This is a genomic window from Lysinibacillus sp. NPDC093692 (assembly GCF_050280125.1).
Lineage (GTDB): Bacteria > Bacillota > Bacilli > Bacillales_A > Planococcaceae > Lysinibacillus.
Genome location: NZ_JBNNUW010000005.1, coordinates 94,967 through 108,158, shown reverse-complemented (window position 1 = coordinate 108,158; position 13,192 = coordinate 94,967). Strand labels below are relative to the sequence as shown.

Sequence of the window (13,192 nt, the reverse complement as noted above, 5' to 3'; positions counted from 1 at the left end):
AGTCCTATGATTATGAATTTAGGAGGCAACATCAATGTCAAACAAAATTGTAGTTGAAAATGGCGTACTTAATGTACCAAACAATCCAGTGATTCCTTTCATCGAAGGTGACGGAATTGGTCCAGATATTTGGGCTGCAGCATCACGCGTAATCGACGCAGCAGTAGAAAAAGCTTACAACGGTGAAAAGAAAATCGAATGGTTAGAAGTTTTAGCTGGTGAAAAAGCATTCAACCAAACTGGTGAATGGTTACCACAAGAAACTTTAGACAAAATCAACGAATACCTAATCGCAATCAAAGGTCCTCTTACTACTCCAATCGGTGGTGGTATCCGCTCTCTAAACGTAGCATTACGTCAACAACTTGACCTATATGTATGCTTACGTCCAGTACGTCACTTTGATGGAGTACCTTCTCCAGTTAAACGTCCAGAAGACGTTGAAATGGTTATCTTCCGCGAAAACACAGAAGACATCTACGCTGGTATTGAATTCGAATCTGGCTCTGAACAAGCACAAAAAATCATCAACTTCTTACAATCTGAATTTGGTGTTAACCAAATCCGCTTCCCAGAAACTTCTGGTATCGGTGTAAAACCTGTATCTAAAGAAGGTACTGAGCGTTTAGTACGTTCTGCTATCGAATATGCTATTAACCATAAACGCCCATCTGTTACTTTAGTACACAAAGGTAACATCATGAAATTCACTGAAGGTGGATTCAAAAAATGGGGTTATGAATTAGCTGAAAAAGAATTTGCTGATCAAACATTCACTTGGAACCAATATGATGCTATTAAAGCTGAACAAGGTGAAGAAGCAGCGAACAAAGCACAAGCTGACGCTTTAGCAGCTGGTAAAATCTTAGTTAAAGATTCTATCGCTGATATCTTCTTACAACAAATCTTAACTCGTCCAAATGAGTTCGACGTAGTTGCTACAATGAACTTAAACGGTGACTATATCTCTGACGCATTAGCTGCACAAGTTGGTGGTATCGGTATCGCTCCAGGCGCAAACATTAACTATGTAACTGGACACGCGATCTTCGAAGCTACTCACGGTACAGCTCCAAAATATGCTGGTCAAGATAAAGTAAACCCATCTTCAGTATTACTTTCAGGCGTATTAATGCTTGAGCACTTAGGATGGCAAGAAGCAGCTGACATGGTTACTAAATCTGTAGAGAAAACAATCTCTTCTAAAGTTGTAACTTACGACTTCGCTCGTTTAATGGACGGCGCTACAGAAGTAAAATGTTCAGAATTCGCTACTGAATTAATCAAAAACCTTTAATTTTCTATTTTAAATAGAAATTATAGTTAAAGCGGATGTATATTCTGCCGATATAATTAGGGTGAAATGTAAATTTCTATTGAACTTAGCTTAATAAAATATTTACGATGAACTTGTTTAATCGAGGGAGGAGAATTTATTCTCCTCCCTTTTTTAAATTCTTACAGCAGGTGTTTAAACACCCGCTGAAAGAAGCCTCCGGTGGATGTCACGGAATCGGAAAGGAGTTCTTTGTGCTTGCACAAAGCCGATTCTTGACGCAATTATGCCGAGGCATAATAGATTATATAACCTAATTTAAAGGAGCGTATTCGAATGTCTCTGAAACGAAAAAAAATCTCAGTAATCGGTAGCGGTTTTACTGGCGCTACTGCAGCATTTTTAGCAGCTCAAAAAGAACTTGGTGATGTAGTGTTAGTGGATATCCCTCAAGCTGAAAACCCAACAAAAGGTAAAGCTCTAGATATGTGGGAAGCTGCACCAGTGCAAGGCTATGATTCTTATGTTAAAGGTACTTCTAATTATGCGGATACTGCAGATTCTGATGTAGTAATTATCACTGCTGGTGTTGCTCGTAAACCAGGTATGAGCCGTGACGATCTTGTTCAAATTAACCAAGATGTAATGAAAGCAGTTTCCAAAGAAATTGCTAAGTACTCACCAAATGCAACAATCCTCGTTCTTACAAACCCAGTTGATGCAATGACTTACACAGTATTCAAAGAAACTGGTTTCCCTAAAAATCGTGTAATAGGTCAATCAGGTGTACTCGATACGGCTCGTTTCTGTGCGTTTGTAGCTGAAGAACTTAATATCTCCGTAAAAGACATCACAGGTTTTGTTTTAGGTGGGCATGGTGATACAATGGTGCCACTAACACGCTACTCATTTGCTGGAGGTATTCCATTAGAAACGTTAATCCCAGCAGATCGTCTTGAAGAGATTGTTGACCGTACACGAAAAGGTGGCGCTGAAATCGTGAACCTTCTTGGGAACGGTTCTGCATATTATGCTCCTTCAGCGGCGCTTATTGAAATGGCGGAAGCTATCATTAAAGACCAAAAACGTATACTTCCATCTATAGCATACTTAGAAGGCGAATATGGCTACAACGATTTATACCTAGGTGTTCCGACATTATTAGGTGCAAATGGTGTAGAAAAAATCTTTGAACTTGAATTAACAGACAATGAAAAAGCAGCTTTAGATAAGTCGGCAGAAGCAGTCCGCGATGTTATGAAAGTTTTAGCTTAATAAAAGTTTATGAAATCGAGTAGGATTCATTCCTACTCGATTTTTTTTTGAGTATTTAGCTATCAAAAAGTAGAGCGATTAATGTGGAAAAATAAGATGTTCTTACAAAATACAGGATACCGAAAAATAGAGGTGGGTGGCACAAATCCCTCCTCTTTTTTGTGTTTTTATGGAAAATAAAATAATTTATGAAGGATTTTTTATAATATGTAAACTTTTCTTTGAGTTCTGCGTTGTATAGGCAGAAGGGAGATAGATATGGCAAATCAATCAATGAATGAATTTCTGCAGCAAGTAGGTACCATATTATACCGATATTTAAGAAAACGTGGATTAGCCCATGAGGATGCAGAAGATATCGTTCAAGATACATGTTATAAATTTTTATTACATAAAAATGGAATTCAATCAGACAAAGTAATGAGCTGGTTATACCGTGTGGCTACCAATCAGTTTTATGATCTCAAGAGAAAAGAAAAGCGTCATCCAACAACCGAATTTGATGAAGTCCAATTGACAGCATTGACTAATATACCTGAAATTCAGGTTCTAAAAAAAGAAAAATTAGAGGACATAAGAGACACTTTTGAAACGCTGTCTAACTTGCATCAGGAATTATTAGTTCTGAAATATGAGATGGGATTATCGTATAAAGAAATTTCAGCTTTAATGAATAAGAATGAAAACACTCTAAAAACACACGTCAGACGTGCTAGGGAAGAATTTACTGAAAGATTTAAGGAGGACACTGATTATGAATAAAGGGCAAAATGATTTTTTATTTGATGAAAAACAGACGAAAAAAATAATGAGAAAGGCAAAGTTTTGGTCAACAATAAAAATTATTGGCATAACGATCATCGTTACGCCAATTGTTCTAGTAGTAGTATGGTACGGTCTTAGGAACTTATCAATAAATAGTGCTGAGAAAGTAAAGGACGATATTAGATTGTTTAACGCAATTAGCGCCCCAAATGTTCAAATTAGTAATCAAATGTATGACTATAATTTGTTTGGAGGGAAAATAAAAACGACAACATTTAAGGTACTTGGAGATAAGCATAGACCTTATATTTGGGAACCTCTCGAAAGTGATTACAATCTATTTGGAACTCTTACAAGAAATTATGTTTCAGGCTCGATCCAAATAGAAGGTTCAGAATCACTAGCGGAATCAAATCAATTTGAACAATTTAATGAATACACTGGCGATAGAGAAATGTTTTTTTATTACCCGGAGATTTCATACGATGTTTATAAAGGTAGTATCAGTGAACTCAATCAATTGGAAGAAAATACTTTCGTAGAGCTAGCAATATCTTTTGATAATGCATATAGCTTTGACGACATTAAACGCAAGTTGCCTTCTGATGTGCAAGTAGATTGGTGGTGGGTGGATGCCTTTACAGAGGAAGGATTGAATTTTATGAAGCAAGGACAGGGTACTATTGCAGCTAATTCTCCGTTCATTTTCGGATTTCAATCGGAACAATCAAAACCAGTACCCCGACAGTCTCAAAGCGACGAGGTTGACACCTTTATTCAAAACCTTGAGCTTCTTCGAGGGAGCAAGAACTTTGAGTGGGAAACAAACCAAGTTTACCAATCCTTAATAGGGGAAAATGGAACCCTGGAAAGAAGTGATGTGAAAATTATCGGGGCCGTAGTAACTGGCACACCAAAGCAATTGGAGTTATTACAAGGGCAAACATACATTAAAGCATCTACATTTGGGGTAATATCTAATCGAAAATAGGAGACTTGAAAGGCAATAAAATAGCTCTCCTATAAATCATCTCATATACTTATTTTACCCAAACATATATTGTCTGACATAGTAGTTCATCAGGCAAAATGAATGGTTTTAATGAAAATCAATTGATCGTAAATAGTAGCTAGAGCGTCTTGCATCGTAATGAAACACGATAGCAGGACGCTTTTTGTTTCTGCAAAAATTGGAGGCAACGACTTTGAAAACATTAACAAAATCCTATCAATAAAGTGAAATTAACTTAAGTAGTGAATAGCTTACCCTCTATAGCATTTATATACCTTACAGCTGAGTTATGAACAGATTGTTTTGCATCTTTTTTCACAATACGGAGAAAAGCATCATATATTCGTTCAAAATGTAGATCCTCTACTTGACTTAAGATTCTTTCCACTGTTTTAACAGGAAGTGGAATGAAATTAGGGAAACTATACATAAATGTTACCCAATTGCGGTCAGCCACTACACGAATGATATCTCCAACTAGTAATATGCCTTTTTGTTGATTACCATTTTTCCATTCTAGTACAGTGGCTCCTTTAAAATGACCACCCATACGATAAAGAGTTAACCCATTCTGTAAAGTAAGAGATTCACCAGACCAAAAAATAATCTTGTCACTAGTTCTTGTAACCCATTTTTTATCATCCTCATGAATATAAATAGGTGCGTTAAAAGTTTCTGCCCACTCCACTTGACTTGAATAATAATGAGGATGAGATAATGCGATGGCATCAATTCCCCCCAACCTCTCTATTTTATCAATAGTTTCTTGATCAATATATGAAATACAATCCCATAACAAATTAAAACCCTGTTCTTGAATTAAATAAGTTGTTTGTCCAATTCCAAATGTTGGACTAGTTGTTATGCTAAATAATCCATCTTCTTCAAGATTAAAGTCATTTTTATAAATTTCAGAAGAAATCATTTTGTTCAAAGTTGTCCAAGTTTGCCCATTTACATCGACATATTGTCTTTCTTCTGAGCAAATAGTACATTGCTTTGGCTCTTCCATTGATTTTTCATACTGCACCCCACATGTTTCACAAATATAGTAATTCAAAATTACTCCCCCTTTAAAATCCTTGACCTCAATTCACTACACACCATATATTACCAACGTGATTCGGAAAAGTATTTACAACTTTAGTCTGAACTTCATAATTATGTTAAATTAGCAGTTCGTTAATTTTTAGTTCTTTCGGCGATTTTCTAAGTAAGGAATTGGTGAAATCCGCAAATATGAAGGGTAGATGTCTTTTGTATTTTTTTCAGCTACGCTTTGGAGAATCTGGTCCTTCAACATTCATCAGCTAAATATCAAAAAGAATGGCAACACCATTCTCGGTTAAAGACAAAGGAACCGATAAATAATGCTGAATGAAGATTACATGGTTATTCTGCTTTTCGTTGTACTTTTGGAATAAAATTGATACTATGAAGGTATATGATAGAAAAGGGGTTGGCGTATTTTTGCTTCAAAAAAACAGTAAGCTTGGTCTCTCTATTGATGAAATTACAGTTGGCGAGAAGATTCATATAACCGAAAAGATAGAAGATAAGGATTTATTGCTTTATTTAGGACTGACGAATGATAATAATCCACTTTATATTCAACATGATTATGCTGCAATGACACCTTTTCAAAAGCCAATCGTACCAACAATCATGTTAAATGGCATTATTACTTCAGCTGTGTCAAAGTATATTCCTGGACCAGGTGCACGAATTATTGAGCAACATATAAAATATTTAGGACCGCTCTATCATTATGAATTATTTGATACTCTTTTAGAAGTAACAGAAGTAAATAAATTACAAAATACGATTACAGTATGTGTACACTCATATAATGAGCAAAAGGAGCTTGTGATTGAAGGTACTTTACTGGTAACACCACCACTTACTTTATAAACGTCTTGAGATTTGAAATGGGGGTTTCAAATCACTAACGGAGGCATTACACATGACAAAAACGATTTTAGTTGTAGAAGATGAATTTTCTATTGCGACATTATTGAAATATAATTTAGAGCAGGCTGGATATGTTGTCGAAACAGCTGCAGATGGTCAAGAGGGTCTTGATAAGGCAATTGACTTACAGCCAGATTTAATTTTATTAGATTTGATGCTTCCAAGACTTGATGGTATGGAGGTTTGTAAGCAAATTCGTCAACAACGTATGAATACACCTATTATTATGCTAACAGCAAAGGATGACGAGTTCGATAAAGTACTTGGTCTAGAGCTAGGGGCAGATGATTATATGACGAAGCCCTTTAGTCCACGCGAAGTGTTAGCGCGGGTAAAGGCTGTTTTAAGACGTTTCACACAAAATGTAGTGGCTGAAGATAAGAATGGGTCACAAGAGAAAATGTATGAATTTGGACAATTACGTGTTTTTCCAGAGCGTTTTGAAGTGTTTTTACAGGATGAAGCACTGGAATTTACGCCAAAAGAATTTGAACTACTCATTTATTTACTTGAAAATAAAAACCGTGTTTTAACGCGTGATCAACTATTAAGTGCTGTATGGAAGTATGACTTTGCTGGCGATACTCGAATTGTGGATGTGCATATAAGCCACCTTCGCGATAAAATCGAGGAAAATAGCCGTAAGCCGATATTCATCAAAACAATTCGCGGCCTTGGCTATAAATTCGAGGAGCCGAAAACGACATGAAATCAATGAGCAACCGCTTATTCTTGACATTCATGCTATTGCTTGGAACGATATTAGCTGTCCTAATGGTTGTAATAGGTCAGCTTTTTCCTGTTTATATAGAACAGTACAACGAACAGGCTAGTGTAGAGATGCAAGAATCTATTAACCGAGTATTAGATGAACGAAAGATTGAACTATCTAAGGAAGATAAAGAGGCGCTATATACTGCGCAAAACATTGAGGTAAAAGATTCTCTATTATCGACTGTTCATACGCGACTTTATGTAGTGCTAGCGATACTTTTTATCATAGCACTTATGTTAATGGCTATTGTAAGTCGCTATATGATTAGAAATTTCACTGCTCCTATTGATAACGTGACAGATACGGCACTTGAGCTGGCAAAGGGAAATTACCGTGCTCGTGCCCATGAAAATGAGCATGAACGCATGATGCCGCTTAGTCACTCCATCAATATTTTAGCGCGTAATTTACAGGATATTACGACGATTCGCGAGGTAGAAGAGGAAAGGCTTAAAACGTTAATTGAAAACATGGGAAGCTCCCTCATGATGATAGGACGTGAGGGCAATATATCTATTGTGAACCGTGTATTTTTAGAGCGTTTCGGTATGCAAATTGACGATGTACAAGGGAAAGTTTTTCGTACAATTGGTTTACCAAAATCACTAGAGCAATTTATTGACCATGTGTTTCTAACGGAAATGCCTTATCGACAACAAATTAAAATGGAGGTCCAACAGGAGCTGTATAATAAGGAAGTGTACGGAGCACCTGTTATAGGGGATCATGGTCGTTGGCTTGGTGTCGTTATCGTTATGCATGATATTACGGAGCTTGTTCGTTTAGAGCAAATTCGTAAGGACTTTGTAGCAAACGTATCCCATGAATTGCGTACACCTATTACCTCTATTAAAGGCTTTTCTGAAACATTATTGGATGGTGCGTATAAGGATGAAAAAATGCTCCTATCTTTTTTAGAGATCATTTATAAAGAAAGTAACCGTCTGCAGATGCTTATCCAGGATTTACTAGAGTTATCGAAAATTGAACAGCATGGTTTTACCGTTAATATTATGCCGATGGGCTTGCAAGATGTACTTATACGTGGAGCAGAGCTGACAGGTCCACGTCTGGATGAGAAAAATATGAGCTTTTATGTTGATATAGAGCGTGATGTTCAAGTTATGGGTGATGCCAATCGCATTATTCAAATTGTCACTAATTTAATTACCAATGCCATTACGTACTCTCCGGAAAATACAACCGTTACGATTCGTTTAAAGGAAAATGAAACGTACGGCATTCTTGAAATAGAAGACCAAGGTATAGGAATTGAAAAACATGAAATTGCTCGTGTCTTTGAACGCTTTTACCGTGTGGATCGTGCGCGAAGCAGGAATTCTGGGGGAACAGGTTTAGGACTTGCTATTGTGAAACACTTAGTAGAGGCGCACCATGGTCGCATTCAGGTAGAAAGTGAAGTTGGTGTAGGGACAAAAATGATTGTTATGATTCCGAAAAATTAATGAATTCTTTACAATAGCACAATTTTAGATTCACAATGGGGTCTTATACTTGTTAGTAGAAACCCCCTTATAAAATTGTTAAGACTATAAAATAGCAAAAAAATCTTTATTTATATATAAATTAGATTTTTTATTTGTTGCTTAATTATCGCCACAATAGTAAGAATCTATTACCAGACTTTTTGGTAATAGATTCTTTTTCTGTTTTACACGTAACAAAAATAGGTGTAAAGTATAGTAGCATAATATTCACCCAATAATATTGTACTGATTGTTAGTTCATAGTGTTGAGAATAAAATAGCCAAGGAAATCTTTGCTATAGCGATTTAAAGAAGGGAGATTTTCATTGCAGATTTCACTTTTCGCACTCTCATGTTTTTGTTGCTGTCACTTAGTTTTTTTAAACATCTGTTAGCTTCATTTTATTACAGTAAATTAGAGTGACATACTAGAAGATACATGTTAAGAGAAGCGGTTGATTGGAGTGGAGACTGGGCGACTCCTTGGGGATCAGCGTCACAGATGAAACCCTGCAGTGAAGCGAAGCGGCTCATCGGACGCCCCCAGGAAGCTCTGCTCTGCGCGAAAGCGAAGCGTCAGCAAATGTTTTATCTGTGCGAAAGCGAAGCGACAGCAACAACAAAGCGCCCAGACCGAACGGAGATCAACCACCTCGTTTTGCCGGAGAGCCACAATTTAATAAGACATCTTAATTCCACTAACACCTCAACAACATGAACTGACAATCAGTTTACTTGTTAGTTGAATCAATCGGGCATTAACGGTCAGTTAATAAGTCCATTTTATCTAGAAGTGGTCTACTGATAGTTATAGCAAGATAAAAAATTGAAAGAAGGATGACCATGAAAATCGTCAAAAGTATCGTGCAAATCGGCTATCTTTATGTAATTTTATTTGTTGGGAATAGTATTGCACGCCTACTTCACTTGCCGATTCCAGGGAGCATAATTGGACTAGTCTTATTGTTTTTACTATTGCAGTTTCATATTATTAAGCTTGAATGGATAGAGCTAGGTGCAGGTTTATTACTTAGTGAACTATTACTATTTTTCATTCCATCTGCTATCGGAGTAATCGATTATACCGCATTATTCGGTGTGCAAGGTGTGAAAGCTGTGCTTGTAATTGTATTGAGTGCCATCGTTGTTATGTTTGCAACAGGTTTCACAGCACAATTGCTAGGGCAACGAAAGAAAGGTGATACTGCATGAGCTTTTTAACCGCTATAGTAAGTTTACTAGGTACTATCGCAGTTTTTTATATTTGTAAAATGTTTTATAAAAAGTATCAGAAGGAATGGTTATCACCTATATTGATCACACCGTTAGTGGTCATTGCCATTTTGTTACTAACGGGTACATCTTATAAATCCTATACTGCAGGAGCCGGTATTTTATCAAATTTACTTGGACCAGCAACAGTAGCATTTGCGGTACCAATTTATAAAAATTTTAATCTATTAAAGAAACATGCTTTTGAAATTTTTCTAAGTATTGCAGTGGGCTCAGCTGTTGCTATTACATCTTCATTTATCATTGCCGTAGTAATTGGATTAAATAATGAGCTTGTGCATAGCTTAGTTCCACGTTCAGTTACGACACCAATAGCAATGGACATTTCCAACATGATTGGTGGCTCTCCTACACTTACTGCTGTTTTCGTTATGATAACTGGTATTTTAGGGAGTCTAATAGCACCGTTAGTGATTAAAGTATGTCGTTTCCATCGACCATCCTCTAGAGGGCTAATGTTAGGAATGGGAGCTCATGGCACCGGTACCTCTAAAGCATTTGAACTTGGTGAGTTGGAAGGTACTTTTGCGAGTCTTGCGATGATTGTAGCTGCATTAATTAGCATTGTTTTATCAACAACCTTTTTCCCAGCGTTTGAACATCTAGTTGTCAATATCCTGTTACCTTAACTGGTAACGGGATATTTTTTTGCGGATTAAAGATGGAGGACCGGTGCAAAAAAATGATGAGCTTCACATTGTCCTTATGTAAAACTGCCTAAAATAAAAAAGTGGTTTATTAAAATATTTTGAAACTTTTAAGTAAGTGTCACGTATACAATAGTACTAAGTTTAAGGGAGGATTAGACATGAGTGTGAAAAGGTCACTAATGATGGTGGGACTTGGCATTTTCGGCATTGTTGCAATTATTGCGGTATTTACATCGTGGTACACAGTAGATGAATCAGAACAAGCAGTTGTCATTACGTTCGGTCGTGCCGATAATACAGTTACAGAACCAGGTTTACATTTTAAATTACCTTGGCCTGTACAATCGGTTCAGGTTTTATCGAAGGAAACGTTTAGTTTAAAGTTTGGCTATAAGCAAAATGAAAATGGGGAATTGGAAACTTATGATGCTGAAACGAAAATGATTACAGGGGATGAGCATATTGTATTAACAGACCTTGTCGTTCAATGGAAAATTACAGAACCGAAAAAGTATTTATTCAGCTCACAAGATCCAGAAAAAATATTACATAGCGCTACGTCGAGTGCGATTCGATCCATTATCGGAAGTTCCAAAATCGACGCCGCGTTAACTGAAGGAAAAGCGGACATAGAAGCAAAATCACGAGATTTACTCGTTTCTCTTCTAGAAAAGTACGATATAGGTATAAGTGTTTTAGGGGTAAAACTACAGGATGTTGAATTACCGAACGCAGATGTGCGAGCAGCCTTTACAGCTGTTACAGATGCACGCGAAATGAAAAATACAAAAATTAATCAGGCGAAAAAATATAATAATCAGCGAATTAGTGAGGCTGAAGGTGAGAAGGATGCAATTATCTCGAAAGCTCAAGGTGAAAAAACAGCGCGTATTGAGCAGGCTCAAGGGGATGTAGCTGTCTTTAATAAAATGTATGAGCAATATAAGGGCAATCAACAGATTACACGCGAACGTTTAATTTTGGAAACACTTGAAAATGTATTACCTAAAGCGCAAATTTATATTATGAATGATGATGGTAATACAATGAAATACTTACCTCTTCAAGCATTGCAACCTGCAAAACAGGAGACACCTGCAACACAAGAAACACCTGCAACACAAGAAACTTCAAAAGAGAAAAAAGAAGGGAGCGGTAACTAATGGATCAAAAAAATAAGGATCTTGAAAAATTCCTGAATTTTTTATCGGGTAAATCCAAAAATACTGCTCCAAAAGAAGGGGATAATGTGGTCAAAATGTCGAAAAAAGGCCCGATGAATCCGAAAAAATATATTTCTTTTGCTGTAACATTAACAGCCGTTTTTGCTATTGCCATTATATTATTTGCTAATGTTTATATAGTTAAAGAATCCGAATACGCAGTTGTTAGACAGTTTGGAGAAGTAGTGAAATTTCAGAGTGAGCCCGGCTTGAAAATAAAGGTTCCATTTATTCAAAGCGTAACGAGGCTACCAAAAAACCAAATGACATATGAAGTTTCTGAAGAAGAAATTAATACAAAGGATAAAAAACGAATTATTATTGATAATTATGCAGTTTGGCATATAACTGATCCAAAGCAATTAATTTCAAATGCAGGAACAATAGAAAAAGTTGAATCACGTATGGAAGAGTTTATTTATTCAGTTATTCGCTCAGAGCTTGGTCGAATAGAATATAAGGCGATTATTAATGATGAAGGTTCTTCACGTGGGAGTATCAATGATCAGGTAACTGCACGTGTCAATGAGTTACTTTCAAATGATAAATATGGAATTGAAGTAGTAGATGTTCGTATTCGTCGTATCGACTTGCCGACTGAGAATGAGCAATCTGTGTTTACGAATATGATTTCGGATCGTGAATCAATCGCACAGAAATATTTATCTGAAGGTGACGCTGAGAAACGTCGTGTTGAAGCTCAAACAGATCAGCAGGTTCAAGAAATGCTAGCAACAGCGAAAAAGGACGGTGCGTTGATTCAAGCGGATGGTGAAGCAGAAGCTGCGAAGATTTACAATAAATCATTCTCACAAGACCCTGAATTCTATTCATTGTACCGGACATTAGAATCATATAAGAAAACTATAGGTGAAGATACGGTCATTATTTTGCCATCCACTTCACCATATGCAAAGATATTATCTGGCTATATAAAATAATACTATTATCCTTGCAGGGATAAGTATATGAAGGCGTCTCAATTTTTTGAGACGGCTTTTTTTACTCCTTACATAAATTTAGCAATACATTTTGTATGATATTTTTATATTCTGGTTTCGAGCTTTTGCAAGGATTATTTAATGAATGGCAATACTAATATAAGTTGATTGAAGTGGAGACTGGGCGACTCCTTGGGGATCAGTAAATAGAGGAACGAAGGCTAAGACCATCACATCCTGTGATAACGCCTTCGTGACCAACATCGTGCTGCTGTCGCTACGTTGCACTCACGCTTTCGCGCAAAAGACATCTGTTGGCCCGAGACCCTGGAGCGAGCCTTGCGAGTGAAGCGGCTCATCGGACGCCCCCAGGAAGCTCTGCTCTGTGCGAAAGCGAAGCGGCAGCTACAAAGCGCCCAGTCGGAACGGAAATCAACCCCACTTTATGGTGATAGGCATTTATAATGGGGTTTTGGATTTTGAATCGTATATTTTATAAATATCTTTCATTTATAGATGGTATG

At 36.8% G+C, this 13,192-nt stretch carries 12 protein-coding genes; 11 read left to right on the top strand and 1 reads right to left on the bottom strand.

Annotated elements, in window-relative coordinates; translation table 11 throughout:
- The first annotated feature begins 34 nt into the window (after window positions 1–34).
- From icd to ACQKN4_RS07555, 4 genes are all read left to right on the top strand, one after another.
- Window positions 35–1,297, top strand: coding sequence for an NADP-dependent isocitrate dehydrogenase (gene icd / locus ACQKN4_RS07570; RefSeq protein WP_079561590.1), 1,263 nt, complete (start codon window positions 35–37; stop codon window positions 1,295–1,297).
- Between the two features lie 315 nt (window positions 1,298–1,612).
- A complete protein-coding gene (gene mdh / locus ACQKN4_RS07565; protein WP_079561589.1) occupies window positions 1,613–2,551 on the top strand; it encodes a malate dehydrogenase in 939 nt (312 codons plus the stop codon).
- A 258-nt stretch (window positions 2,552–2,809) separates the two neighbouring features.
- Window positions 2,810–3,313 carry an RNA polymerase sigma factor gene (locus ACQKN4_RS07560; protein WP_427483110.1) on the top strand — a complete coding sequence of 168 codons (504 nt, stop codon included), beginning with the start codon at window positions 2,810–2,812 and terminating at the stop codon, window positions 3,311–3,313.
- Window positions 3,306–4,307: an anti sigma factor C-terminal domain-containing protein gene (locus tag ACQKN4_RS07555; protein ID WP_079561587.1), complete on the top strand. Its 1,002-nt coding sequence runs from the start codon at window positions 3,306–3,308 to the stop codon at window positions 4,305–4,307. Before ACQKN4_RS07560 ends, ACQKN4_RS07555 begins: the two co-directional genes overlap by 8 nt.
- A gap of 256 nt (window positions 4,308–4,563) precedes the next feature.
- Here the strand turns inward: ACQKN4_RS07555 and ACQKN4_RS07550 are convergent, their stop codons facing one another.
- Window positions 4,564–5,388, bottom strand: coding sequence for an MBL fold metallo-hydrolase (locus ACQKN4_RS07550; RefSeq protein WP_094075096.1), 825 nt, complete (start codon window positions 5,386–5,388; stop codon window positions 4,564–4,566).
- 410 nt (window positions 5,389–5,798) lie between these two features.
- Here ACQKN4_RS07550 and ACQKN4_RS07545 point away from each other — a divergent pair, with 410 nt between their 5' ends.
- From ACQKN4_RS07545 to hflC, 7 genes are all read left to right on the top strand, one after another.
- On the top strand, window positions 5,799–6,239 hold the full coding sequence (locus ACQKN4_RS07545) for a MaoC/PaaZ C-terminal domain-containing protein (RefSeq protein WP_079561586.1): 441 nt from the start codon (window positions 5,799–5,801) through the stop codon (window positions 6,237–6,239).
- A gap of 52 nt (window positions 6,240–6,291) precedes the next feature.
- A complete protein-coding gene (locus tag ACQKN4_RS07540) occupies window positions 6,292–7,008 on the top strand; it encodes a response regulator transcription factor (protein WP_079561585.1) in 717 nt (238 codons plus the stop codon).
- A complete protein-coding gene (pnpS, locus tag ACQKN4_RS07535; RefSeq protein WP_079561584.1) occupies window positions 7,005–8,540 on the top strand; it encodes a two-component system histidine kinase PnpS in 1,536 nt (511 codons plus the stop codon). Before ACQKN4_RS07540 ends, pnpS begins: the two co-directional genes overlap by 4 nt.
- Window positions 8,541–9,404: 864 nt before the next feature.
- Entirely contained in the window at window positions 9,405–9,773 is a 369-nt protein-coding gene (locus tag ACQKN4_RS07530) for a CidA/LrgA family holin-like protein (RefSeq protein ID WP_079561583.1), read from the top strand.
- Complete coding sequence (locus ACQKN4_RS07525) at window positions 9,770–10,483, top strand: LrgB family protein (RefSeq protein ID WP_079561582.1); 714 nt, start codon at window positions 9,770–9,772, stop codon at window positions 10,481–10,483. Before ACQKN4_RS07530 ends, ACQKN4_RS07525 begins: the two co-directional genes overlap by 4 nt.
- 179 nt (window positions 10,484–10,662) lie before the next feature.
- Window positions 10,663–11,667, top strand: coding sequence for an FtsH protease activity modulator HflK (gene hflK, locus ACQKN4_RS07520; RefSeq protein ID WP_079561581.1), 1,005 nt, complete (start codon window positions 10,663–10,665; stop codon window positions 11,665–11,667).
- Window positions 11,667–12,668, top strand: a complete 1,002-nt coding sequence (hflC, locus tag ACQKN4_RS07515) for a protease modulator HflC (protein WP_079561580.1) — start codon at window positions 11,667–11,669, stop codon at window positions 12,666–12,668. The genes hflK and hflC overlap by 1 nt, the downstream gene beginning before the upstream one ends.
- Window positions 12,669–13,192 lie beyond the last annotated feature (524 nt).